Here is a 23,038-nt window from a genome sequence, read left to right on the forward strand (position 1 = left end):
CGCGTTCACGGCAGGACCTTGCGGAACGGCCGCACCTGCACATGGGTGTATACGCCGGCGGCGACGTACGGGTCGGCATCGGCCCAGGCCTGGGCCTGCGGCAGCGACTCGAACTGTGCAATCACCACCGAACCACTGAAGCCGGCCGGGCCCGGGTCTTCACTGTCCACCACCGGGCACGGCCCGGCCAGCAGCAGGCGCCCCTCGTCGCGCAGCGCATGCAGGCGCGCCAGGTGTTCCGGCCGCGCCTGCAGCCGCTGCGCCAGCACATCCTGGCCGTCATACCCTTCGATCACATACCACACCGGCATTTCCTCGCTTGCTTTGTCGGGTGCGCAGATTCTAGCCAATGCGCTCCCTGCCCCGGCCCGGCTGGACACTGGCGCGACAAAGGCTTACCCTAGACTCCATTGCACGTGGTGGATGCAGCAGCCCGTCGGTTTTGCGGCCAACGCAGCCCCCGACGACCGTCCCGCTGCTTCAAACCGGACCATCCGGCCGGGCCACGTAGACGACCTCCCCGTAGTTCTGTCGCTGCCGTCTCCTGCGGCGCGTCCTGCTGTTTGATATGTGTGGAATCGCGCCGATCCCGGCGTGTCTGGTGCCCTGGGGCGCCGTGGCGTTGGCCCGGCGAACCCGGTGCCGCGACTGGTCCGTTGCAATCCTGATGTCCATTAGATGACTTCCGAACTCGCGCTTGACGCGAACCCGCCAACCCGGCCGCCCGCCCCCCAGCAGCAGGAAATGCCGCTGGCCGTGGTGCATGGGCAACCGGTCCTGCAGATCCCGCAGGACCTGTACATCCCGCCGGACGCGCTGGAAGTCATCCTGGACGCCTTCGAAGGCCCGCTGGACCTGCTGCTGTACCTGATCCGCCGCCAGAACCTGGATGTACTGGACATCCCCGTCGCCGAGATCACCCGGCAGTACGTGGAATACATCACTGTGATGCGCGAGCTGCGCTTCGAGCTGGCGGCCGAGTACCTGGTGATGGCCGCGATCCTGGCCGAGGTGAAGTCGCGGATGCTGTTGCCGCGCCCGGTCAGCGAGGAAGGCGATGAGGCCGACCCGCGCGCCGAGCTGGTGCGCCGGCTGCAGGAGTACGAACGTTTCAAGCAGGCCGCCGAGGACATCGACGCCCTGCCCCGTCAGGACCGCGACACCACGGTGGCGCATGCCTTCATGCCCGAACGCGCCACGGTGAAGCTGCCGCCGCCGGTGGACCTGAAGGAAATGCTGCTGGCTTTGCACGACGTGCTCAAGCGCGCCGAGCTGTTCAGCGGCCACGCCATCAAGCGCGAGGCACTGAGCGTGCGGCAACGCATGGGCGAGGTACTCGGCCGCCTGGAAGACGGCAGGTTCTATCGCTTCGAAGGGCTGTTCACGGCCGAAGAAGGCAAGCTGGGCGTGCTGGTCACGTTCCTGGCGGTGCTGGAGCTGGCCAAGGAACAGCTGCTGGACATCGTCCAGGAAGAACCGCTGGCGCCGATCTACGTCAAGTCGCTGGCGGCCGGCAACACCAACGCCCCGCTGCAGTTCAGCAGCGAGTTTGACGACAACGACGCCGCCAATGCCAATGAGTGAGCGCTGAGTGCCGATGGACCAATCGCTGATCGACCGCATTGTCGAGGGTGCCCTGCTGGCCTCCAGCCAGCCGCTCACCCTGGCCCAGCTGAAGGACCTGTTCCCGGAAGATGAGCCCGCACCGCCGGGCAGCATCGAACGTGCGCTGGAACGGCTGCGCGAGGCCTGCGAAGGACGCGGCGTGGAACTGGTCGAGGTCGCTTCGGGCTTCCGCTACCAGGTCACCAGCGAAGTGCATGGCTGGATCAGCCGGCTGTGGACCGAACGCAAGACCCGCTACACCCGTGCCACCCTGGAAACCCTGGCGCTGATCGCCTACCGGCAGCCGATCACCCGCGGCGAGATCGAACAGGTGCGCGGCGTGGCGGTCAGCAGCAACATCATCCAGGCACTGGAAGAACGCGAATGGATCCGCGTGGTCGGCCACCGCGACGTGCCCGGCAAGCCGGCACTGTTCGGCACCACCAAGGGCTTCCTGGACTACTTCGGGCTGAAGCGGCTGGACGAACTGCCGCCGCTGTCGGAACTGAAGGACTTGGGCGAGCTGGAACCGCAGCTGGCGCTGGACCGCGATGCTCCGGCCGTTGCCGGCGCCGACGGTCCGGACGTCTCGGCCGACGGCGCTGCCGCCAACGACGACGCCGGCCTGGCCGGCAGTGACACCCCCGATTCCGCCGATGCAGCGCCTGCGTCGGCCACCGATGAGCAAGCACCTTCGCCCCTCGATGATGGGCACCCCGATTCCGCGCCGGGCGAGCGCGCGGTGCCCCTGAACGAACGCGAAGACAACGCCGTCGCGATGACGACCGTGGCTGTTGACCAAGCCGATTCCGAACCAGAGGCCGACCTCGAAACCGTCGGCCGGAGCAAAACTGATGAGTGACACCCCCCGTAACAAGCTCTCGCTGAAGCGCGAAGCCACCTCCGAACAGTTCAAGCTGGAAGAGCGCCTGCACAAAGTGCTGGCCCAGGCCGGCCTCGGCTCGCGCCGTGCGCTGGAACAGCGCATCGCCGAGGGCCTGGTCAAGGTCAACGGTGAAGTCGCGCAGACCGGCATGTCGGTCAAGAGCGGCGACAGGATCGAACTGGACGGTCGCGGCTTCGTCGCCACCGCCCTGTCCGAACCGTCGCGCGTGCTGGTCTACAACAAGCCTGAAGGCGAAGTGACCACCCGCGAAGATCCCGAAGGCCGCCCGACCGTGTTCGAATCGCTGCCGCCGCTGAAGGGCGCGCGCTGGATCGCGATCGGCCGCCTGGACATCAACACCACCGGCCTGCTGCTGGCCACCACCGACGGTGAACTGGCCAACGCCATGATGCACCCGTCGTTCGAGGTCGAGCGCGAGTACGTGGTGCGCGTGCGTGCACCGGAAGGCGAGGAAAAGGTCTCCGACGCCATCGTCGATCGCCTCAGCCGTGGCGTCGCGCTGGAGGACGGTCCGGCCAAGTTCGATGAGATCGAACGCATCGGCGGCACCGATTCGCACGACTGGTTCCGCGTCGTGGTGAAGGAAGGCCGCAACCGCGAAGTGCGCCGCCTGTGGGAATCGCAGGGCTGCCAGGTCAGCCGCCTGAAGCGCACCCGCTACGGCAAGGTGAGCCTGCCGCGCGAACTGGCCCGTGGCCAGTCGGTGGAACTGGGCACCGCCCAGGTTGAAGCCCTGCGTGCGCAGCTGAAGCTGGAAGAAGGCGCGCCGTCGGCGCTGACCCTGCAGCCGGTGATCGGCCAGCGTCGCGCCGCCAAGACCACCGTGCGCGTGCGCGAAGGTGGCCGCGGCAATGCCTACGTCAATGGCCACAACACCGCTGACGAAGGTCGCGAGCTGCGCCGTTTCGACAACGTCCGCGAAGACCGCGGCCGTGGTCGCGGCGGCAAGGGTGGCGGCTTCAAGGGCGGCCTGACGGTCAGCGGTGAAGCGGCAGCCAAGCAGTCGCAGAAGCCGTTCAAGCAGCGCGCCCCGAAGAATGATCGCTCGCTGCCGGAAGGCAATCCGGCGGCATTCCGCACCTGGTACGTGCCGGATGGCGTGAGCACCGGCCCGAGCGGCCATCGCAACGCCGGTCCGGGCGCGCGCGGCCCCGGTGCCCGTGGTCCGGGTGCAGGCGGCCAGGGCCGTCCGTATGGCAAGCCGAAGGGTCCGGGTGCAGGCGCCGGTGGCGGGCAGGGCCGTGGCGGTTTCGGCGGTGAAGGCCGTGGCGGCGCAGGCGGCCAGGGTCGTCCGGCCGGTGCCGGCAACCGCTCGCAGGGCCAGGGCAACAGGCACCCGTACGGCCATCCGGGCAATGCCCCGAGCTTCCCGTCCGACCACGCCACGCCGGGCTTCAACCCCTACGGCAGCCCGAAGCCGGCGCACGGTGCGCGTCCGGGCGGTCGTGGTCCGGGCGGCGGCAACCGTGGCCCGGGCGGCAATCGCGGCCCTGGCGGCCCGGGTGGGAACCGTGGTCCGGGCGGCCCCGGTGGCAACCGCGGTCCGGGCGGCCCGCGCCGCAGCGGCCCGCGCGGCGGCTGATCACCGGCCCGACTGAAATGAAAAACCCCGGCTCCGGCCGGGGTTTTTCTTTGAAAAGGGGACGGAGGGGATTAAGTCGTTTTTGCCACGGCCTGTATCAAAGGGGCGAAAGCGACTTAATCCCCTCCGTCCCCTTTTGCGTGGCGCTGGAACGCGGCGGGCGTGGTGCCGGTCATGCCGCGGAAGAAGGCGATGAACGGGCTCTCGGCGGAGAAGCCGGTGTCTTGGGCCACATGCGCGACGCGATGACCGAGCGACAGCAGCTCCATGGCCCGCATCAGGCGCCATTGCTGGCGCCAGGCCTGATAGCCCATGCCTGTATCGTGTTGCATCAACCGGCCAACCGTACGCGCGCTCAGGCCGGTACGCGTGGCCAGTTCGTGCAGTTCGGGCGGCAGCTGTTCGGCCAACGGCAGGCAACGTGCAATGCGCGGATCACGCGGCAAAGGCAGGTCCATCGGCGCCACCGGTGCAGCAGCGATTTCCAGCACGCACAACGCCAGTTGGTGGTGCGCGCGCGGCGACTGCCAGTCATGGTCGAACGGCGCCTGCGCAATCGGCTCCAGCAAGGCCTGCAGCAGCGGCCCCACGCCGATGATCGCTGGTTGCCGGGGCAGCTGGGCTGACAGCGTGGCGTCGAAGTACAACGAACGGTAGTCGACCGCCTGGCGCATCTGCGCGCGATGGCGTAGCCCACCGGGAATCCACGCGGCGCGCGCGGGCGGCAGCAGGCTGATGCGATCACCGTAGGTGAGGCGCGTGCAGCCCTGCCGGGTGTAGAGCAGCTGCGCGCGTGCATGCTGGTGCCAACCCGAGTCGTGATCCGCCAGTGAGGCTGCGATCCCCAGCACCGGAGCGCTCCAGGCATCGGCGTCGAAGTGCGTGTGCGGCTGCAACCAGGCCATGTCTGATTTCATACATTCGATGACAGGATAGACAGGGTGCGTCATTGCAGTCGCGACCACAATGCGCAGCCCCGTTTCTGGAGCGCCCGCATGTCGCGCCGCCTGTTGTTGCTCACCATTGCACTGCTGATGTTTCCGCAGTTGGCACAGACCCTGTACAGCCCGGCCCTGGCCGATCTGGCCAAACGCTTCGCCCTGCCGCCGGGTACCGCCAGCCAGGCCATGAGCCTGTATCTGTTCGGCTTCGCTGCAGGCGTGCTGCTGTGGGGGCGCCTGGCCGATCGTATCGGTCGTCGCCCAGCCCTTCTATGTGGCTTGGGCGTCTTTGCCGTGGCTGCACTGGGCGGCCTGCTCGCTGGTAGCTTCGGCCAGGTGCTGCTGGCCCAGGCGTTGGCCGCAGTCGGCGCCGCCGCCGCTTCGGTGGTGACCCAGACCCTGCTGCGCGACCATCTGCAGGGTCCAGCGTTGGCGCAGGCATTCTCCTGGATCGGCATGGCCCTGGCCCTGAGCCCGGCCATCGGCCTTGCACTGGGCACGCTGCTGGTCGCCGCCCATGGCTATGCCGGCGTACAGTCCGGCCTGCTGCTGGTTGCTGCCCTGCTGGCAGTCGCATGCCTGGCTGGCCTGCGCGAAAGCCGCCCTGCACATATCCCGCACACGCCCATGCTGCCGCTGCTGCGGCAACTGCTGTGCGATCGCTGGATCTGGTCACACGCATTGCTGGTGATGGCTTTCAACGTAGCGATGTACAGCTGGTACGCGCTCGGTCCTTTCGTATTTGCGCGCCTGCACTGGCCCGCCGCCTGGTTCGGCGCCAGCGGCGCGTTGCTGGCACTGGGCTCGGCACTGGGTGCATGGGGCAATGGCCGCCTGTTGCGTGCCGGCGTTGCCGCGGCCACGCGCATCCGCACCGCCGCAGGCCTGGTTCTGACGGGAGGCCTGCTGGTTGCGCTGCCGCATGATCACCCTGCCGTGGTCGCGGCGATGGTGCCGGTGGTGACGGGCTTCGGCCTTGCCATTCCCAATGTGCTGGGCCAGGCCCTGCGCGGCTACCCACATTGTCTTGGCAGCGCAGGCGCACTGTTCGGCCTGCTCTACTACCTGTTGATGGGTGCGGCAATGGCGTTGGTCGGTGCAGTGCAGCTGCTGGCCCCGACGCTCATCGTGTGTGGCCTGCTGGCCTTCTGGCTGCAGCGGCGGCGTCCCGCTGCGACCTAGGAATTGCTGCAAAAACAGCGCACTGTGCGCGGCTTCCGGGAACGGCTTTGATTCGCTGGCTATCGTGCGCGCTGTCCCACACAAGACCGATGCCCATGATCACCATCACCGCCGAACAGGCCCGCGCCAACGCTGACGCCGCCAAGCGCCCGATCGAACTGTTCTACCGCGACCTCGACAACGCCATCCAGGCCGGCTCGGAAAATGGCCGTCGCTACATCGTGTTCGGCTTCAGCCAGGTAATGGCCAGCGAGCAGCTCGTCGAAGACGCGGTCGCACAATTGCTGAAAAATGGTTTCGATGTCGAACGGCTGTTGAGCGATTCCGAACAGCACTACATCCGCATCAGCTGGGGAACTGCCCAGCCGACGCGCCTCAGCGCCGGCTGATGGTGAAGGCGGCGCCGTCCACGCCCAGGTCCCAGCCCTTGCCGGTACCGGACAGGGCCAGCGAGATGTCGCCCTTGGTCATCACCTGCGCGTTGCTGGATTTCACCGCACCCGCATGCGCACCCACCGACGCGTAGGTACCCAGCAGTTCGTTAACGCTGACCGCACCGGTGAAGCTGCCACGCCCATTGGTGATCTTCGACTTGCCCACGGTCAGGCCCCCGCCCTTCACTTCGATACGCACCGGCATGCTGGCGCCATTGCTGCAGGTGACCGTGCCGGTGCCGGAAGCGGTCTTGTAGATCAGCGACCAACCGGACAGGTTGTAGCGCAGCTGGCAATCGAGATTGCCGGCGGCGTGTGCAGCTGGGGCCAGCGTTGCAGCAGACAGGGCCAGCAGCAGGGCGAGAGGCTTGTTCATGGCGGCACTTCCAGTTCGGTCGGACTGCCGGCGAATCTAGCAGCGCGCGCGTGCAGATTGGATGCAGGCGCGCGCGCTGGTGCGGCGGTGTTCAGGCCGTGGCTCAGGCCTGTTCGTCCAGGCGAAAGGCATCGGCATCGAGCATCGCCGGGAAGCGCGCACGATGTGCGGCCAGTGCTTCGGCCGAAATGGTGGTGGTCACCACCTGTTCGCGTTCGCGGATCTCCACCTGCGGCTGGCCGAGGAAGTCGATCACCGCGCTGTCGCCGGCGTAGTGCAGCTGGTTGCCGTCCACGCCGACACGGTTTACCGCCGCCACGAAGCACAGGTTCTCGATCGCGCGCGCACGCAGCAGGGTTTTCCACGCATAGGCGCGCGCCGACGGCCAGTTGGCCACGAAGATCTGCAGGTCGAAATCCAGCTGCTGCGGGCGTTCGACGTTGTAGCGGTTGCGGCAGAACACCGGGAAGCGCAGGTCGTAGCAGACCTGCGGATTGATCCGCCAGCCCTTCCATTCCACGCTCAGGCGCTCACGGCCAGCGGCATAGCGCTCGTGCTCGCCGCCGTAACGGAACAGGTGGCGCTTGTCGTAGTACTGCAGGTTGCCATCGGGGGTGGCGAACAGCAGGCGGTTGTACACGCCCTCGCCGTCGCGCAGCTGCACGCTGCCGATCACCGCCGCACCCAGGGCCCGGGCCTGTTCGCGCGCCCAGGCCACGGTCGGGCCGTCCATGCCTTCGGCCTGGGCAATGGCGTCATTGGAGAAGCCACTGGTGAAGGTCTCCGGCAGGATCACCAGGTCGGTGGTGCCGGCCAGCGGTGCGAGCAGCGCGCCGTAGTAGGCGCGGTTGCCGACCGGATCGTGCCAGCGGGTGTCACCCTGGACGAGGGAAATGCGCAGGTCCTGCATGTTCACGCCTCCGCTCAGAGCAGGCGCAGGCGTTCGATCGCCGCGTCCATCGTTGCTTCATTCTTCGCAAAGCACAGGCGCACCAGGCGCTGGCCGGCCGGCGGCGTCTCGTAGAACGGCGACAGCGGGATGGCGGTCACGCCCTTCTCGATGGTCAGCCACTTCACGAACTCATGGTCCGGCAGGTCGCTGATGGCCGAGTAGTCGACCAGCTGGAAGTAGCCGCCCGGGACCGGCAGCGCCTTCAGGCGGGTACCGGTCAGCTGCTCGCGGAAACGGTCGCGCTTGGCCTGGTAGAACGCGCCCAGTTCCAGGTGGTGTTGGGGTTCGTCGCGGATCATCGCGGCGAAGCCGTACTGGGCCGGGCCGAAGCTGGTGAACGTGTTGTACTGGTGCACCTTGCGGAATTCAGCGGTCAGCAATGGCGGCGCCACGGCGTAGCCGATCTTCCAGCCAGTGCAGTGGTAGGTCTTGCCGAAGCTGGAAATGACGAAGGTGCGCTCGCGCAGTTCGGGATAGCGCAGCGCCGACTCATGGCGGCGACCGTCGTAGATGATGTGCTCGTACACCTCATCGGAGACCAGGTAGATCTGCGTGCCGCGCAGCAGCGCGGCCAGCGCCTGCATGTCAGCCTCGTCCAGCATCGCACCGGACGGATTGTGCGGGGTGTTGACCATCAGCATGCGGGTGCGCGGGGTGATTGCCGCGCGCACGCGGTCCCAGTCCACAGCGAAGGTCTGCGGGTCCAGCGGCACGTGCACGGCCTTGGCACCGGCAAGCTCGATCGCCGGCTCGTAGCAGTCATAGGCCGGGTCGAGCACGATGACTTCCTCGCCGGCGCGCACCACCGCGTGGATGGCATTGAAGATGGCCTCGGTGGCGCCACTGGTGACGGTGATTTCGGTGTCCGGATCAATGGTGGCGCCGTACAGGTCCAGCGACTTCTGTGCGATGGCCTGGCGCAGCGGCGCCACGCCGGTCATCGGCGGATACTGGTTGAGGCCGGCCGCCATCGCCCTGGCGGTCTCATCGATCAGGCGCTGCGGCGCGGAAAAGTCCGGGAACCCCTGGCCCAGGTTGACCGCGCCATGTTCGGCAGCGAGCTGGGACATCACGGTGAAGATCGTGGTACCGACCTTGGGCAGCTTGGTGGTGGGTTGCATCGGCCTGGAGTCTGGGGGAACGAGGCCCAGAAGTGTACGAAATCCACGCTGCGACTGTGGGTTCAGCCGGTAGCGCCGGGTCATGCCCGGCGGCTCTTTGCATATGCCTTGCGGCCGCCGGGCATGGCCCGGCGCTACCGGGACAGCATTCACCGCTACAATTGCCATCGCACTCCGGCATGAAGACCCCTGCCCCTTGAACACCCCTGCATTGCTGGCCGCCAGCGGCCTGAGCTTCTCCCGCAATGACGAGCCGGTGTTCGGCCCGCTGGACTTCCATGTGGACGCCGGCGAGGCACTGCTGGTGCAGGGTGGCAATGGCGCCGGCAAGACCACCCTGCTGCGCGTGCTGGCCGGCCTGGCCCGGCCCGGCGCCGGCCAGGTGCGGATCGACGGCAAGCCCGCCAGCAACGCCGAGCGTGCGCGCTATGTCGCCTATCTCAGCCACCTGCCGGCGCTGAAGCCGGACCTCGGTACGCTGGAGAACCTGCACTTCCTGTGTGGCCTGCACGGCCGCCGCGTGCGGCAGATGCCCGGCAACGCGCTGGCCATCGTCGGCCTGGCCGGTTACGAGGACACTCTGGTACGCCACCTGTCGGCCGGGCAGAAGCGGCGGCTGGCACTGGCGCGCATCTGGCTGTCGCCGGCGCCGCTGTGGCTGCTGGACGAGCCCTATGCCAACCTCGACCTGGAGGGCATCACCCTGGTCAACCGGATGATTTCGGCGCACCTGCGCGCCGGTGGCGCTGCGCTGGTCACCACCCACGGCGCCTATGCCGCACCGCCGGTGCGTACCCGCCAGCTCGACCTCGGCGGTGCCGCATGATCGCGCCGGGTACCGAACCGGGCCTGTGGCAGACCGCAGGCGCCCTGCTCAAGCGCGACCTGCGCCTGCTCTGGCGCCGCCGTGGCGATGCACTGCAGCCGCTGCTGTTCGCGGTGCTGGTGGTGGTGCTGTTCGCGCTGGCGCAGGGCCGCGAGCCACAGCTGTTGGCCGCCACCGCCGGCGCGGTGCTGTGGCTGGCCGTGCTGCTGGCGGGACAGCTGTCGCTGGATTCGCTGTTCCGTTCCGATGCCGAAGACGGCTCGTTGGAACAATGGCTGCTGGCGCCGGTGCCGCTGGCCTGGCTGGTGCTGGTACGCGTGCTGCTGCACTGGGCCACCACCGCCCTGCCGTTGATCGTGGTCAGCCCGCTGCTGGCCGAAATGCTGCATCTGCCGCATGACCAGCTGCCGATGTTGCTGGCATCGTTGCTGCTGGGAACGCCGTTGCTGAGCCTGATCGGTGGCGTGGTCGCTGCACTGACCGTCGGCATCCGGCGCTCTGGTATTCTCGTGGCGTTGCTGTCGTTGCCGCTGTACGTGCCCGTGCTGGTGTTCGGCGCAGGCAGCCTGGCGGCAGCCGGGCGCGGGCAGGATCCGGTCGGTGCGCTGCTGATGCTGGGCGCTGGCCTGCTGGTCGCGCTGGTGCTGGCTCCGCTGGCCACTGCTGCTGCAATACGTATTTCTCTGAGTTGACCGAGCTGAGAGCCAATCCACCCCTGCTGGATAGCCGCCACGCATGAATCCGATTGTCCGCTGGTTCCACCAACTCGGTTCGCCTCCCACGTTCGACCGTTTCGCCGCCCGCTGGTCGCGGGTGTTCTACCTCGCCGCAGTGCCGGTGCTGCTGGTCGGCATGTGGCAGGCGCTGCTGGTGGTTCCGCCGGAAGCCAAGCAGCTGGACAGTTTCCGCATCCTCTACATCCACGTCCCCAGTGCCTGGATGAGCCTGTTCGTGTTCGCACTGATGGCGCTGTACGCGGCCATCGCGCTGATCTGGCGGATCAAGGTCTGCGAGATCCTGGCCATGGCCTGCGCGCCGATGGGCGCCGGTTTCACCCTGATCACCCTGCTGACCGGCAGCATCTGGGGCAAGGGCACCTGGGGCACCTGGTGGGACTGGGACCCGCGCATGACCAGCGAGCTGGTGCTGCTGTTCCTGTACCTGGGCGTGATCGGCCTGTACCACGCCATCGAGGACCGCCGCAGCGCCGCACGCGCGGCCGGCCTGCTGGCCATCGTCGGTGTCAGCCTGCTGCCAGTGATCCGCTATTCGGTGGACTGGTGGGGCGGCCTGCACCAGCGCCAGTCCATCAACGTGTTCGGTGAATCGGCGATCAGCAGCGCGATGATCGCGCCGCTGTGGTGGATGGTGATCGGCACCAAGTTCTGGTTTGCCGGTTCGGTGCTGGCCAAGGCGCGCTCTGACAATCTCGACCGCGAGGCCGGCAAGGCCTGGGTCGGTGGACGTGTCGGTGCCGAACGCCCTGTCCCGGAGGCCCAGCCATGACCCACCTTCCCTATGTGATCGGCGCCTACGCCGTGTTCGTACTGGTGCTCGGCGCCGATGCCATCGGTTCGTGGCTGCGACTGCGCGTGGCACGCCGGCTGGCACTGGCCCGCCAGCAACGCCAGCAGACCCGGGCGGGCAGGCAGGACGCAGCGACGCCGCTGTCGACGGAGCTGGAACGATGACGCCGGTACAACGCCGCCGCCTGGCCTGGGTACTGCTGGCACTGCTCGCCTCCGGCCTGGCCACCGCGCTGGTGGCGATGGCACTGGAGCGCAACATCGCCTACCTGTACACCCCTTCGGAAGTGCTGCGCGGCGATGTCGATGCGCAGTCGCGCTTCCGCTTGGGCGGCATGGTGGTGAAGGGCTCCTTCAACCGCCCGGTCGGCTCGCTGGAGGCGCGCTTCGAAGTGACCGACGGCGATGCACAGCTGGCGGTGACCACCTCGCGGATCCTGCCGGACATGTTCGCCGAAGGCACCGCGGTGGTCGCCAGTGGCCGCCTGCAGGACGGTGTCTTCGTCGCCGACGAAGTGCTGGCCAAGCACGATGAGAAGTACGTGCCGAAGGAAGTGGCCGACAAGATGGGCGATGCCCATCGCAGGCACGACGTGCCGGTGACGGCCCCCGAGGTGCGCTGAGTGCTGCCCGAACTGGGTCAGATCCTGCTGTTGTGTGCGTTGCTGGCCTCGCTGCTGCAGGCCGGCCTGCCGCTGGTCGGTGCGCATCGCAACAACGCGGCATGGATGGCAGTGGCGCGGCCTGCCGCCTTCGCGCAGCTGCTGCTGTTGGCCGGCGCGTTCGCGGTGCTGACCGCCGCGTTCGTGCAGCAGGATTTCTCGGTGCGCTACGTGGCCGAGAACTCCAATTCGCTGCTGCCGATGATCTACCGCTATTCGGCGGTGTGGGGTGCGCATGAGGGCTCGCTGCTGATGTGGGCGCTGGTGCTGGCATTGTGGACCGGCGCGGTGGCGCTGTTCTCGCGGCACCTGCCAGCACCGGTGCAGGCGCGCGTACTGGCGGTGATGGGCATTGTCAGCGTCGGCTTTCTCGCCTTCCTGATCTTCACCTCCAATCCGTTCCTGCGCCTGAACCCGGCACCGCTGGAAGGCCGCGACCTCAACCCGCTGCTGCAGGACCCGGGGCTGATCATCCATCCGCCGATGCTGTACATCGGTTACGTGGGTTTCGCGGTGCCGTTCGCGTTCGCGGTGGCCGCGCTTCTGGAAGGCCGCGTCGACGCCCGCTGGCTGCGCTGGACGCGGCCCTGGACCAACGTCGCCTGGGGCTTCCTGACTCTTGGCATCGCGCTGGGCAGCTGGTGGGCCTACTACGAGCTGGGCTGGGGTGGCTGGTGGTTCTGGGACCCGGTGGAGAACGCCAGCTTCATGCCATGGCTGGTCGGTGCGGCACTGATCCATTCGCAGGCCGTCACTGAAAAGCGCGGCACGTTCGGCAGCTGGACCCTGCTGCTGGCGATCGCGGCCTTCGCGCTTTCGCTGCTGGGCACCTTCCTGGTGCGCTCCGGTGTGCTGACCAGCGTGCATTCGTTCGCCGCCGATCCGTCGCGTGGCCTGTTCATCCTGGTGTTCCTGTCGGTGCTGGTCGGCGGCAGCCTGCTGCTGTACGCGCTGCGCGCCAGCCAGCTGAGCGTGGACGCCGACGATCCGCGCCGTGGCTTCACCGCCGCCTCGCGCGAGACCCTGCTGCTGGCCAACAACCTGCTGCTGGCCACCGCCTGCGCGATGGTCCTGCTGGGCACGCTGTACCCGCTGCTGGCCGATGCGCTGTCGCTGGGCAAGATCTCGGTCGGCCCGCCCTACTTCGGCAGCCTGTTCCTGCTGCTGATGGCGCCGATGATCCTGCTGCTGCCGTTCGGCCCGCTGGTGAAGTGGCAGCGCGACCAAACTTCGCGTGCATTCGCGCTGCTGGCGCCATGGCTGGGGCTGGCCGTGCTGCTGGGCGCGCTGGCTTGGTGGCAGGCGCCGCAGAACGGCTGGAAGGCCGGCATCGGCGTCGCCGCTGCGGCCTGGGTCGCACTCGGCACCGCACGCTTCGTCTGGCAGCGCCTGCGCGGCAATGGCCGCTTCACCGCCGAGATGCTCGGCATGATCGTCGCCCACGCCGGCATCGCCGTGTTCCTGGCTGGCGCGCTGCTGGTCGAAGCGCTGAACGTGCAGCGTGAAGTGGCGCTGGCACCGGGCCAGCAGCTGGTGGTCGGTCGCTACGAAGTGCGCTTCGAGGGCGTGGACCATCGCGAAGGCCCCAATTTCATCGCCGACCGCGGTCACCTGCGGGTGTTCCGCGACGGCCGCGAACGGGCCCTGCTGCACCCGGAGAAGCGCCAGTACGCCAGCGGCGGCCAGGTGATGACCGAGGCCGGCATCGATGCACGCTTCGACGGCGATGTCTACGTGGCATTGGGCGAGCCGCTGGGCAACAATGCATGGGCGGTACGGGTGCACATCAAGCCGTTCGTGCGCTGGATCTGGCTGGGCGCGCTGTTGATGGCCCTGGGCGGATTCATCGCCGCCGCCGACCGCCGTTTCCGTCGTCCGTAGGAGTTTCCATGTCCGAGTCCCCTGCCCCGCGCCCCTCCCGCCCGCTGCCGCCGGTAGCCATCGTGATCGGCGTGCTGTTCTTCTTCGGCCTGCTCGGGCTGATGATCTACGGGGTGATGAAATCGGGTGACCCGCAGCGCGACGTGCTGCCGTCTGCGCTGATCGACAAGCCGGCACCCGCGTTCGCGCTCCCGGTGCTGCACGATCCGGAGATGATCGTGCACAGCGACGACCTGCGCGGTGCGCCCTACCTGCTGAACGTATGGGGCAGCTGGTGCGCGGCCTGCCGCGAAGAACACCCGGTGCTGACCCGCTTCGCGGAAAGCAAGCGCGTGCGCGTGATCGGCTACAACTGGAAGGACGACCCGACCGACGCGCTGCACTGGCTGGAACAGCTGGGCAACCCGTTCATGGTGGTGCTCAGTGACGTCGAGGGCCGCACCGCGATCGACTGGGGCGTGACCGCCGCACCGGAGACGTTCCTGGTCGATGGCAGTGGCATCGTGCGCTGGAAGTACAGTGGCGCGATGACCCAGCGCGTGGTCGACGAGAAGCTGATCCCGGCACTGGAGAAGATCGAGAAGGCTCAGGGCAGTGCCGGCAACACCCTGCATACGGCGCCCTGAGCCAATGCGCTGGCTGCTGGCGCTGCTGCTCCTGATGCTGCCGCTGGCCGCGCTGGCCCAGCAGCCGCTGCACGATCCGCAGCCGCTGCAGTTCCGCGATGGTGCCGAGGAACGCCGCTTCCATGACCTGGCCGCGCAGCTGCGCTGCGTGCAGTGCCAGAACCAGTCGCTGGCCGACTCCAACGCGCAGATCGCCCAGGACCTGCGCCGGGAGGTGCTGCAGTTGATGCAGCAGGGCCACGACGACGCACAGATCAAGCAGTTCCTGGTCGCCCGCTATGGCGACTTCGTGCTCTATCAACCGCCGCTGCAGCCGGGCACCTGGCTGCTGTGGGGTGGGCCTCTGCTGATGCTCTGCGCCGGTGCACTGGTGGTGCTGGCCATTGTCCGCCGCCGTGGACGCGCGGTCGGTGCAACGCCGCCCGGCAAGGCCGATGAAGGAGACGGATGGTGAGCCACTGGCTGCCGACGTTGGCCGGCCTGGTGGCCGCATTGATGGCAGCGCTGGTGCTGTGGCCATTGCACCACCACGGTCGCCGCAGTTTCGCGGTGGGTGTGCTTGCGCTCGGCGTGGCCGGCGCCTGCCTGTACCTGCTGGTTGGTGACCCGCGTGCAGCACAGCTGCAGCCTGCGCCCTCGGTGGCGACATTGCGCGATGGCGTGCAGGCCCTGCAGGACGCGTTGAAGCGCGACCCGCAGCGCGCCGATGGCTGGGTGCTGCTGGGCCGTTCGCAGGCCGAACTCGGCAACTTGGCCGCCGCAGCGGATGCCTTCGCGCGTGCTGCGGCATTGGCACCCGATGATCCGGGCGTGCTGGTGGAAGCCGCACAGGCGCGCGCGCAGGCCGATGCCGGCAAGCAGTTCGATGACACTGCAATGGCCTGGTTGCAGCAGGCGCGCACGCTGGCACCCGACGCAGAGCGCGCAAGTTGGTTGCTGGGCATCGCGCTGCGCCAACGCGGAAGGAATGCCGAGGCCGCGGATGTGTGGAGCGGCCTGCTGCCGCGACTGGAGCCGGGTGCCGCGCAGGCCCTGCGGGCGCAGATCGCGATCGCCCGCGAGGCCGCCGGCCATGCGCCCGATGCTGGCGTTGCGGCGCCACCGGCGCTGCTGCAGGTGCGCGTGCAGCTGCCGGCACTGAACAACGACGAGTGGCCCGCCAGCACCCGGGTGTTCGTGCTGGCCCGTGCCGTCGGCGGCCCGCCGATGCCGGTGGCCGCTCGCAAGCTGCCGCTGAGCGGATTCCCGGACACGGTCGGGCTGGGCGACGGTGACAGTCCGATGCCAACCGCACCGCTGTCGGCCCATCGCGAAGTGGAAGTGCTGGCACGCATCTCGCGCACCGGCAGCGCCAATCGCAGCGAGGGCGACCTGCAAAGCGACGTGGTGCGGGTGACGCTGCCGCATGACGGCGTGGTTGAGCTGCGGTTTCCCTGACTTGTAGAGCCGAGCCCACGCTCGGCTGCGATTGGGTTGCCGGCGCCCGCCAGCCGAGCATCGGCTCGGCTCTACAGCAGATCCACGCCATGCGTGGATACGACGGTCCGGTCCGCGTCCACCCGCTGCTGGAAACCAGCGTGTCGCCAGCTCCACATGCGGCCCCGCTAGAATGCGTGCATGACCGAATTCATCCCGCCCGGCACCCGCTTCCACGCCCTGCCCTCGCCCTTCCCGTTCAAGCGCGGTGGCGCCCTGCATGGTGCACGGGTGGCCTACGAGACCTGGGGAACGCTGGCGACTGACGCCAGCAATGCGATCCTGATCGTGACCGGCCTGTCGCCGGATGCGCATGCGGCGGCCAACGAGGCCAATCCGGCACCGGGCTGGTGGGAAGCGATGGTTGGCCCCGACAAACCCATCGATACCAACCGCTGGTTCGTGGTGTGCGTGAATTCGCTGGGCAGCTGCAAGGGCTCGACCGGCCCGGCTTCGCTCAACCCGGCCAACGGTGAGCCCTACCGCCTGGACTTCCCCGAACTGTCCATCGAGGACGGCGCTCGCGCCGCGATCGAAGTCGTGCGTGCGCTGGGCATCGGGCAGCTGGCCTGCGTGGTCGGCAACTCGATGGGCGGCATGACGGCCCTTGCCATCCTGATGCTGCATCCGGGCATCGCGCGCAGCCACGTCAACATTTCCGGCAGCGCGCAGGCGTTGCCGTTCTCGATCGCGATCCGCTCGCTGCAGCGCGAGGCAATCCGCCTTGACCCCCGCTGGAATGGCGGCCACTACGACGACGACGCGTATCCCGAGTCCGGCATGCGCATGGCGCGCAAGCTGGGCGTGATCACCTACCGCTCGGCGCTGGAGTGGGATGGCCGCTTCGGCCGCGTGCGGCTGGATTCGGACCAGACCGACGACGATCCGTTCGGCCTGGAGTTCCAGGTGGAAAGCTATCTGGAAGGCCACGCACGGCGCTTCGTGCGTTTCTTCGATCCGAACTGCTATCTGTACCTGAGCCGCTCGATGGACTGGTTCGACCTGGCCGAGTACGCCGATGGCGATGTGCTGGCCGGGCTCGCGAAGATCCGGGTGGAGAAGGCGCTGGCCATCGGCGCCAACACCGACATCCTGTTCCCGGTGCAGCAGCAGCAACAGGTCGCCGATGGCCTGCGTGCCGGAGGCGCTGACGCCCATTTCATCGGATTGGAGTCACCGCAGGGCCATGACGCCTTCCTCGTCGATTTCGAGCGTTTCGGCCCGGCCGTGCGCGGCTTCCTCGACGCATTGTAAGTGGCGTGGCGGCGTAACCTCGCACTGGCCGCGTTCGGCGCGTTGATCGCGCTGATGATCAGCGGCGTGCTGCCGCTGTGGCTGGGCGGCTGGTGCCTGCTGGCCAGTGCGGTGTCGTTCGGCCTCTATGGCCATGACAAGCGCGCGGCGCAGCGAAAGCAGTGGCGTATTCCCGAGCGCACCCTGCAGCTGCTGGCCTTTGCCGGTGGTTGGCCCGGCGCACTGCTGGGCCAGGCGATGTTCCGCCACAAGCACCGCAAGGCCGCGTTCCAATGGGTGTTCTGGCTGTGCGTGCTGGCCAACGTGGCCTCGATCGCGGTGATGCTGCGCGAGTTTTCGCGATAGCCAACCTGTAGAGGCGAGCCCATGCTCGGCTCCGTACAGAGGCAGCCGAGCATGGGCTCGGCTCTACAGTAGATCCACGCCACGCGCGGATGTGCATCGGTCAAAGTTCGCGGACCAACACCCCGTCGCGCAATCTGTACTGCGTATCGACCACGCCTTGAGGCAGATCATCGTGGGTGATCATCAGCAGGCTGCGCCCGTCCAGCAACCCGGAAAGGTCCTGCAACAGCGCGCGTGCGGTATCCACGTCGAGGCCTTCGGTCGGTTCGTCCAGCAGCAGGATCGGCGCATTGCGCAGCAGCGCGCGCGCCAGTGCCAACCGCCGCGCCTGGCCGGCTGACATCGTCGCGCCGTTCTCGCCCACCCAGGCCTGCAGGCCGCCGTTGCGCTCGGCCCATTCGCCCAGACGCACGCGGCGCAGCGCCGCCCACAACGCGGCGTCGCTGGCATCGGGATAACCAAGGCGCAGGTTCTCGGCCACGCTGCCGGCAAACACCGGCGCGTTCTGCGGCAGCCACGCCAGTTGCCGGTGCCAGTCAGCCTGGGCGAAATCACGCAGATCGCGGCCACCGTAGGTCAGCCGTCCCTGCTGCGGATCCCACAGCCGCAGCAGCAGGCTGGACAGCGTGGTCTTGCCGCTGCCGCTGTCGCCGCGAATCGCGATGCGCTCGCCCGGCGCCAAGGTCAGATGCAGGCCGGACAGCACCGGCCGCGCCGCACCGGGCCACTGGAAATGCACGTCATCCCACTGTACGCGCGCGGCCTGCGGTACCGGCTGCGGCGCCTGCGGATCGTCCACCGTCGGCGGTTGCTCGACGATGGCCTGCAACTGATCGGCGGCAATGCGCCCGGACTGCAGCGACTGCCAGGCCAGGCCCAGGCCGGCCCACAGCTCGATCAACGCCACGGTCAGGAACACCAGGCCCGCGGCCATCTCCGGCGCGATGCGCTGCTGTTCGGCCGCATGCAGGGCCAATGCCAGCATCGCCACCAACCCCAGCCCGGCGACCAGACCGTGCAGCATCGAGGCCGCGATCAGGCGCCAGCGGCGGCGGCGATCACGCGAGGCCAGCTGCTTGGCAGCTACGCGTACCTTGAGCTGCCAGGCCGCATCGGCGTGCAGCGCGGCCAGGTCACCCGCACCTTCCAACCCTTCAAAGGCCGCGGTGCGCAATGCGGCGCGATGCGCGGCGCGGTCGGCTTCTTCATCATCGTGGCCACGCACGCCCAGCCACGGCACGCCGAAGGCGATCAGCAGCGCCAGCACCGCCATCAGCACCGCAGCCGACGGCAGGATCAGTGCCGCCGAAACGATCGCGACCAGCGACAATCCGCCCAACGCCACCAGCGGCCCGATCGCACGCACCAGCAGGCCGTCCACTTCACCGATATCGCCGAGCAGGCGCGCCAGAAGGTCGCCGGTGCGCGTAGCCCCCAACCGTGCGGGTGCCAGCGGCAACGCGCGGCGGAAGAACCACACGCGCAGGTCGCGGGCGATGCGCAGCGTGGCGTCGTGGCCGACCAGCTTCTCGAAATAGCGCGACACGATGCGCGCCATCGTCAGCCCGCGTATGCCAGCGGACGGTGAAAAGAAGTTGAAGCCTTGGCCGAGGCCGGCCGCGCCAGCCAACGCGGCGGCGGTGAGGAAGCCACCGGACAGACCTAGCAATGCGGTGCCGGCCAGCATGGTGGTCCACAGCAGCAGCACGGTCAGCAGCAGGCGCGGCCGATGGCGCAGGAACACCGCGCGCAGCGAATCAGGCGAACGGCTCATGCGCGCACCGCCTGTGCCGGCTCGACCAAGCGGCCTTCCGGCAACAGCAGGCAACGGTCGGCCCAGGCGATCACCGCTGGGCTGTGGGTGGCGACCACCACGCTGCGGCCACGTGCATAGGCGGCCAGGCTGCGCAAAAGCGCCGCTTCGGTATCGGCATCGAGGAACGCGGTGGGTTCGTCCAGCAGCAGCACCTGCGGATCGCGCAGCAACAACCGGGCCAGGCCGATACGACGGGCTTCGCCGCCGGACAGGCCGAAGCCACGTTCGCCGATCACCGTGTCCAGGCCCAGTGGCAGGCGCTGTGCGAACTGCAGCACCTGCGCGGCCTCGGCCACCGCACGAAGACGCGCATCGCTGGCAACCGGATCGGCCAGGCGCAGGTTGTCGGCAATGCTGCCGTGGAACAGGTAGGGGCGCTGGCTGGCATAGGCCACCTGCACACCGGGACGCAGCTGCAGCTTGCCGGCGCGCGGCGGCAGCCAGCCGGCCAGCGCTTCCAGCAGGGTGCTTTTACCGGAGCCGCTGGGACCAACCAGAGCCAGGCGCTGGCCCGGCTCCAGCCGCAGGTCCAGATCCTGCAGCACATCCTGCGGCGCGCCCAGCGGGCGCAGCACCAGCCCTTGTGCCTGCAGCGGCGGCAAGGCGGCCTCGGCCGGCTCCACCGCCAGCGGTGCAACCTCGTTCTCGATCAGGCCCTGCTCATCAGGCAGCGACTGCAGCAGGCGCTCCACTTCGGCGGCGGCGGCCAGTGCATTGGCGCGATCATGGTAATGCGCGGCCAGCCGTCGCAGCGGCGCATAGAACTCCGGTGCCAGCAGCAGGCAGAACAGCCCCGCACCCAGCGTCGGCACCGCTGCATGCAGCGACATCATGCCCAGATAGCTCAGGCCCAGGTACAGCGCCACCATCGCCACGCTCACCGAGGCGAAGAATTCCAGCACCGTGGACGAGAGGAAAGCGATGCGCAGAACCTTCAGGGTGCGCACGCGCACGCCTTCGGCAGCCGCCTCGATCCCCTCCAGCTCAGCTTCGCCGCGGCCATACAGGCGTAGCAGGCCCAGGCCCTTGATCCGGTCGGCGAAATGGCCGCTCATGCGTGCCAGCTCACCCAGCTGCGCACGGCCGGCCGCTTCGGCGCCCCAGCCCACCAGCATCATGAAAAATGGCACCAGCGGCGCAGTGAACAGCAGGATCAGCGCCACCACCCAGTCGACCCAGGCGACAGCGGCCAGGATCAGCAGCGGCACCACCACCACTTCAGTGCGCACCGGCAGGAAGCCGCTGTAATAGCTCTCGATCGCATCACCGTGATGCAGCATCAGTTCGCCCAGTTCGCCGGTGCGGCGCTGCCGCAGCCACAGTGGGCCGTGGCCCAGCAGGCGTGCGAACACGCGTTCGCGCAATGCCAGGCGTGCGGCGTCGGCCACGTCACCGGCAGCCGCCTGGGTGGCGCTGCCCAGCAGCGTGCGCAGCACCAGGATCACCGCCAGCCCACCCAGCGCTGGCAGTCCCGAGGCCAGCGGCACGCGCTCCACCAGCACCTGCTGCACCAGCCAGGCGATGGCGGCAGCCTGGCCGATCAACAGCGCGCCGGACAGGCTGATGCACAGCGCGGCCAAGCGCTGGCGGCCCCGGGCGGAGCGTGCCAGGTCGGCCAGCCAGGCCGTGCGCACACGCCGCTGGCGGGCGGTTTCAGCTTCCGGGGACAGGCCGTCAGGGGTCGTTTCGGCAGCGCTCAAGAGGTCTTCACGGGCAACGGGGGAGACACGGCATTGTAGGCGCAGGCAATAGCCCGCCCCTGCGGCCGGCGGTCGCAGTCTTCATCAGGTTGGCATACGATCAACCGGGGCACCTGTTCATACATTGATCTGGATCAAGGCTGTTTGAAGTAGTCGGTCACATCATTCACGTCGTAGACCACCCTTCCCGCCACCTGCAACGGCACTATCCAACGAGGTAGCCAGGCCATGATTGATCAGACAGTCGTAGAACTGTCGCGGCTGCAATTCGCGCTGACCGCGATGTACCACTTCCTATTCGTACCGCTCACCCTCGGCCTGTCCTTCATGGTGGCCATCATGGAGAGCGTGTACGTGATGACCGGCAAGGAGATCTGGCGCAGGATGACCCTGTTCTGGGGCGTCCTGTTCGGCATCAACTTCGCCATGGGCGTCGCCACCGGCATTGTCATGGAGTTCCAGTTCGGCATGAACTGGTCCTACTACAGCCACTACGTGGGTGACATCTTCGGTGCGCCGCTGGCCATCGAAGGCCTGATGGCCTTCTTCCTGGAAGCCACCTTCGTCGGCCTGTTCTTCTTCGGCTGGAATCGCCTGAGCAAGGTCAAGCACCTGATGGTGACCTGGCTGATGGCGTTGGGCACCAACCTGTCGGCGATCTGGATCCTGGTCGCCAATGGCTGGATGCAGAACCCGACCGGTGCGGTGTTCAACCCGGAAACCATGCGCATGGAAGTGGTCGACTTCATGGCGGTGGTGTTCAACCCGGTGGCGCAGGCCAAGTTCGTGCACACCGTCAGCGCCGGTTATGTGACCGGTGCGGTGTTCGTGATGGCGATCAGCGCCCTGTTCCTGCTGCGCAACAAGCACAAGGACCTGGCCCGACGTTCGTTCGCGGTGGCCGCGGCGTTCGGCCTGCTGTCCTCGCTGTCGGTGGTGGTGCTGGGTGACGAGAGTGGCTACGCCGCCAGCGAACACCAGAAGATGAAGCTGGCCGCGATCGAAGCGATGTGGGAGACCGAGCGTGCGCCGGCCGACTTCACCGCCTTCGGCATCCCGAACCAGGACACCCACCAGAACGACTACGCGGTGAAGATCCCCTACCTGATGGGCCTGATCGCCACCCGTTCGTTGAACCAGCCGATTCCAGGCATCCTGGAACTGGTCGAGCGCGCCGAACACCGCGTGCGTGGCGGCCAGCTGGCCTACGGCGCGCTGGAACGCCTGCGTGCGAACAAGAACGACGTGGAAGCGCGCGAGATGTTCGACCGCCACTGGCAGGACCTGGGCCACGGCCTGCTGCTCAAGCGCTATCGCGATGACATCCTCAACGCCACCCCGCAGGAGATCTCGCAGGCGGCGATGGACACGGTGCCGCGCGTGATGCCGCTGTTCTGGACCTTCCGCGTGATGGCCGGCCTCGGCTTCTACCTCATCGCCTTCTTCGCCCTGGCCTTCTACTACTCCTGCCGCAACAATTTCCAGGACAAGCGCTGGTTCCTCAAGCTGGCCCTGTGGACGCTGCCGGCACCGTGGATCGCGATCGAGTGCGGCTGGTTCGTGGCCGAGTATGGTCGCCAGCCGTGGGCGGTCGATGGCGTGCTGCCAACCTTCTATGCGGCATCGGGGCTGGCCCTGCATGAAATCGTGCTGACCCTGGCCGGCTTCACTGCCATCTACACCGCGCTGATCGTGGTCGAGATCAAGCTGATGCTCAAGGCGATCCGCAAGGGTCCGGACGAGCTGCTGCCATCGCTGCAGTCGCCCCAGCCGCATGCTTCCCACAATGCCTCGGCGCCGGTCGCCGGCCAGGCCTGAGGCAGGAG

At 68.0% G+C, this 23,038-nt stretch carries 24 protein-coding genes; 17 read left to right on the forward strand and 7 right to left on the reverse strand.

What is annotated here, in order from left to right; genetic code table 11:
• Positions 1–5: 5 nt before the first annotated feature.
• Positions 6–305 carry a YciI family protein gene (locus G370_RS0109905; RefSeq protein WP_026347072.1) on the reverse strand — a complete coding sequence of 100 codons (300 nt, stop codon included), beginning with the start codon at positions 303–305 and terminating at the stop codon, positions 6–8.
• Positions 306–678: 373 nt separating this feature from the next.
• On the opposite strand from G370_RS0109905, the gene G370_RS0109910 reads away from it, so the two are divergent.
• From G370_RS0109910 to G370_RS0109920, 3 genes are read left to right on the forward strand one after another with little or no spacing between them, the layout of a single operon-like run.
• Positions 679–1,584 carry a segregation and condensation protein A gene (locus tag G370_RS0109910; RefSeq protein ID WP_019660465.1) on the forward strand — a complete coding sequence of 302 codons (906 nt, stop codon included), beginning with the start codon at positions 679–681 and terminating at the stop codon, positions 1,582–1,584.
• Between the two features lie 13 nt (positions 1,585–1,597).
• Positions 1,598–2,467 (forward strand): SMC-Scp complex subunit ScpB, encoded by an 870-nt coding sequence (gene scpB / locus G370_RS0109915; RefSeq protein WP_019660466.1) that lies wholly within the window; start codon positions 1,598–1,600, stop codon positions 2,465–2,467.
• Positions 2,460–4,094, forward strand: coding sequence for a pseudouridine synthase (locus G370_RS0109920; protein WP_019660467.1), 1,635 nt, complete (start codon positions 2,460–2,462; stop codon positions 4,092–4,094). Before scpB ends, G370_RS0109920 begins: the two co-directional genes overlap by 8 nt.
• Positions 4,095–4,210: 116 nt before the next feature.
• Here G370_RS0109920 and G370_RS0109925 read toward each other — a convergent pair whose 3' ends face one another.
• Entirely contained in the window at positions 4,211–4,999 is a 789-nt protein-coding gene (locus G370_RS0109925) for an AraC family transcriptional regulator (RefSeq protein ID WP_019660468.1), read from the reverse strand.
• Positions 5,000–5,089: 90 nt separating this feature from the next.
• Between G370_RS0109925 and G370_RS0109930 the strand changes: the two genes are divergently transcribed.
• Positions 5,090–6,217: an MFS transporter gene (locus tag G370_RS0109930; protein WP_019660469.1), complete on the forward strand. Its 1,128-nt coding sequence runs from the start codon at positions 5,090–5,092 to the stop codon at positions 6,215–6,217.
• 95 nt (positions 6,218–6,312) lie between these two features.
• Positions 6,313–6,606, forward strand: a complete 294-nt coding sequence (locus G370_RS0109935; RefSeq protein ID WP_019660470.1) for a hypothetical protein — start codon at positions 6,313–6,315, stop codon at positions 6,604–6,606.
• Here G370_RS0109935 and G370_RS0109940 read toward each other — a convergent pair.
• The 3 genes from G370_RS0109940 to G370_RS0109950 all read right to left on the reverse strand — a co-directional run bounded on the left by G370_RS0109940 (position 6,593) and on the right by G370_RS0109950 (position 9,100).
• Positions 6,593–7,027 (reverse strand): hypothetical protein, encoded by a 435-nt coding sequence (locus G370_RS0109940; protein ID WP_019660471.1) that lies wholly within the window; start codon positions 7,025–7,027, stop codon positions 6,593–6,595. The two genes, G370_RS0109935 and G370_RS0109940, sit on opposite strands and share 14 nt — an antisense overlap.
• Positions 7,028–7,130: 103 nt before the next feature.
• Complete coding sequence (locus G370_RS0109945) at positions 7,131–7,937, reverse strand: amidohydrolase (protein ID WP_019660472.1); 807 nt, start codon at positions 7,935–7,937, stop codon at positions 7,131–7,133.
• A gap of 14 nt (positions 7,938–7,951) precedes the next feature.
• The gene (locus G370_RS0109950) at positions 7,952–9,100 is read right to left on the reverse strand and encodes a pyridoxal phosphate-dependent aminotransferase (RefSeq protein WP_019660473.1); all 1,149 of its coding nucleotides are present in this window, start codon (positions 9,098–9,100) and stop codon (positions 7,952–7,954) included.
• Positions 9,101–9,203: 103 nt separating this feature from the next.
• Here G370_RS0109950 and ccmA point away from each other — a divergent pair, with 103 nt between their 5' ends.
• The 11 genes from ccmA (at position 9,204) to G370_RS0110010 (ending at position 17,696) form a co-directional block, all read left to right on the forward strand.
• Positions 9,204–9,926 (forward strand): heme ABC exporter ATP-binding protein CcmA, encoded by a 723-nt coding sequence (ccmA, locus tag G370_RS0109960; RefSeq protein WP_425423327.1) that lies wholly within the window; start codon positions 9,204–9,206, stop codon positions 9,924–9,926.
• On the forward strand, positions 9,923–10,618 hold the full coding sequence (ccmB, locus tag G370_RS0109965; protein ID WP_006456616.1) for a heme exporter protein CcmB: 696 nt from the start codon (positions 9,923–9,925) through the stop codon (positions 10,616–10,618). The genes ccmA and ccmB overlap by 4 nt, the downstream gene beginning before the upstream one ends.
• Before the next feature lie 43 nt (positions 10,619–10,661).
• Entirely contained in the window at positions 10,662–11,432 is a 771-nt protein-coding gene (gene ccmC, locus G370_RS0109970) for a heme ABC transporter permease CcmC (protein WP_019660475.1), read from the forward strand.
• Positions 11,429–11,617 (forward strand): heme exporter protein CcmD, encoded by a 189-nt coding sequence (gene ccmD / locus G370_RS0109975; RefSeq protein WP_019660476.1) that lies wholly within the window; start codon positions 11,429–11,431, stop codon positions 11,615–11,617. Before ccmC ends, ccmD begins: the two co-directional genes overlap by 4 nt.
• Entirely contained in the window at positions 11,614–12,075 is a 462-nt protein-coding gene (gene ccmE, locus G370_RS0109980) for a cytochrome c maturation protein CcmE (protein WP_019660477.1), read from the forward strand. Before ccmD ends, ccmE begins: the two co-directional genes overlap by 4 nt.
• The gene (locus G370_RS0109985) at positions 12,076–13,995 is read left to right on the forward strand and encodes a heme lyase CcmF/NrfE family subunit (RefSeq protein WP_019660478.1); all 1,920 of its coding nucleotides are present in this window, start codon (positions 12,076–12,078) and stop codon (positions 13,993–13,995) included.
• An 8-nt stretch (positions 13,996–14,003) separates the two neighbouring features.
• Complete coding sequence (locus G370_RS0109990) at positions 14,004–14,621, forward strand: DsbE family thiol:disulfide interchange protein (RefSeq protein WP_019660479.1); 618 nt, start codon at positions 14,004–14,006, stop codon at positions 14,619–14,621.
• A gap of 4 nt (positions 14,622–14,625) precedes the next feature.
• Complete coding sequence (locus tag G370_RS0109995) at positions 14,626–15,075, forward strand: cytochrome c-type biogenesis protein (RefSeq protein ID WP_019660480.1); 450 nt, start codon at positions 14,626–14,628, stop codon at positions 15,073–15,075.
• Positions 15,069–16,058, forward strand: a complete 990-nt coding sequence (locus tag G370_RS0110000) for a tetratricopeptide repeat protein (RefSeq protein ID WP_019660481.1) — start codon at positions 15,069–15,071, stop codon at positions 16,056–16,058. The genes G370_RS0109995 and G370_RS0110000 overlap by 7 nt, the downstream gene beginning before the upstream one ends.
• Before the next feature lie 180 nt (positions 16,059–16,238).
• The gene (gene metX, locus G370_RS0110005) at positions 16,239–17,351 is read left to right on the forward strand and encodes a homoserine O-acetyltransferase MetX (protein ID WP_019660482.1); all 1,113 of its coding nucleotides are present in this window, start codon (positions 16,239–16,241) and stop codon (positions 17,349–17,351) included.
• Positions 17,352–17,696, forward strand: coding sequence for a DUF1294 domain-containing protein (locus G370_RS0110010; RefSeq protein WP_019660483.1), 345 nt, complete (start codon positions 17,352–17,354; stop codon positions 17,694–17,696).
• Between the two features lie 100 nt (positions 17,697–17,796).
• Here the strand turns inward: G370_RS0110010 and cydC are convergent, their stop codons facing one another.
• Positions 17,797–19,470: a thiol reductant ABC exporter subunit CydC gene (cydC, locus tag G370_RS0110015; protein ID WP_019660484.1), complete on the reverse strand. Its 1,674-nt coding sequence runs from the start codon at positions 19,468–19,470 to the stop codon at positions 17,797–17,799.
• On the reverse strand, positions 19,467–21,212 hold the full coding sequence (gene cydD / locus G370_RS0110020; protein WP_019660485.1) for a thiol reductant ABC exporter subunit CydD: 1,746 nt from the start codon (positions 21,210–21,212) through the stop codon (positions 19,467–19,469). Before cydD ends, cydC begins: the two co-directional genes overlap by 4 nt.
• A 228-nt stretch (positions 21,213–21,440) precedes the next feature.
• Here cydD and G370_RS0110025 point away from each other — a divergent pair, with 228 nt between their 5' ends.
• Entirely contained in the window at positions 21,441–23,030 is a 1,590-nt protein-coding gene (locus G370_RS0110025) for a cytochrome ubiquinol oxidase subunit I (protein ID WP_019660486.1), read from the forward strand.
• The last annotated feature ends 8 nt before the right edge of the window (positions 23,031–23,038 follow it).

It is taken from the genome of Stenotrophomonas hibiscicola ATCC 19867 (genome assembly GCF_000382065.1).
Classification (GTDB): Bacteria; Pseudomonadota; Gammaproteobacteria; order Xanthomonadales; family Xanthomonadaceae; genus Stenotrophomonas; species Stenotrophomonas hibiscicola.

Excerpts from the sequence above, each read along its gene's own strand:
- metX (WP_019660482.1), top strand. The coding sequence starts at position 16,239 with ATGACCGAATTCATCCCGCCCGGCACCCGCTTCCACGCCCTGCCCTCG.
- ccmB (WP_006456616.1), top strand. The coding sequence starts at position 9,923 with ATGATCGCGCCGGGTACCGAACCGGGCCTGTGGCAGACCGCAGGCGCC.
- ccmC (WP_019660475.1), top strand. The coding sequence starts at position 10,662 with ATGAATCCGATTGTCCGCTGGTTCCACCAACTCGGTTCGCCTCCCACG.
- G370_RS0109945 (WP_019660472.1), bottom strand. The coding sequence starts at position 7,937 with ATGCAGGACCTGCGCATTTCCCTCGTCCAGGGTGACACCCGCTGGCAC.
- G370_RS0109935 (WP_019660470.1), top strand. The coding sequence starts at position 6,313 with ATGATCACCATCACCGCCGAACAGGCCCGCGCCAACGCTGACGCCGCC.
- G370_RS0109925 (WP_019660468.1), bottom strand. The coding sequence starts at position 4,999 with ATGGCCTGGTTGCAGCCGCACACGCACTTCGACGCCGATGCCTGGAGC.
- ccmA (WP_425423327.1), top strand. The coding sequence starts at position 9,204 with ATGCCTTGCGGCCGCCGGGCATGGCCCGGCGCTACCGGGACAGCATTC.
- cydC (WP_019660484.1), bottom strand. The coding sequence starts at position 19,470 with ATGAGCCGTTCGCCTGATTCGCTGCGCGCGGTGTTCCTGCGCCATCGG.
- G370_RS0109930 (WP_019660469.1), top strand. The coding sequence starts at position 5,090 with ATGTCGCGCCGCCTGTTGTTGCTCACCATTGCACTGCTGATGTTTCCG.
- ccmE (WP_019660477.1), top strand. The coding sequence starts at position 11,614 with ATGACGCCGGTACAACGCCGCCGCCTGGCCTGGGTACTGCTGGCACTG.
- G370_RS0110025 (WP_019660486.1), top strand. The coding sequence starts at position 21,441 with ATGATTGATCAGACAGTCGTAGAACTGTCGCGGCTGCAATTCGCGCTG.
- G370_RS0110000 (WP_019660481.1), top strand. The coding sequence starts at position 15,069 with ATGGTGAGCCACTGGCTGCCGACGTTGGCCGGCCTGGTGGCCGCATTG.
- G370_RS0109920 (WP_019660467.1), top strand. The coding sequence starts at position 2,460 with ATGAGTGACACCCCCCGTAACAAGCTCTCGCTGAAGCGCGAAGCCACC.
- scpB (WP_019660466.1), top strand. The coding sequence starts at position 1,598 with ATGGACCAATCGCTGATCGACCGCATTGTCGAGGGTGCCCTGCTGGCC.
- ccmD (WP_019660476.1), top strand. The coding sequence starts at position 11,429 with ATGACCCACCTTCCCTATGTGATCGGCGCCTACGCCGTGTTCGTACTG.
- G370_RS0109910 (WP_019660465.1), top strand. The coding sequence starts at position 679 with ATGACTTCCGAACTCGCGCTTGACGCGAACCCGCCAACCCGGCCGCCC.
- G370_RS0109940 (WP_019660471.1), bottom strand. The coding sequence starts at position 7,027 with ATGAACAAGCCTCTCGCCCTGCTGCTGGCCCTGTCTGCTGCAACGCTG.
- G370_RS0109950 (WP_019660473.1), bottom strand. The coding sequence starts at position 9,100 with ATGCAACCCACCACCAAGCTGCCCAAGGTCGGTACCACGATCTTCACC.
- G370_RS0109990 (WP_019660479.1), top strand. The coding sequence starts at position 14,004 with ATGTCCGAGTCCCCTGCCCCGCGCCCCTCCCGCCCGCTGCCGCCGGTA.
- G370_RS0109995 (WP_019660480.1), top strand. The coding sequence starts at position 14,626 with ATGCGCTGGCTGCTGGCGCTGCTGCTCCTGATGCTGCCGCTGGCCGCG.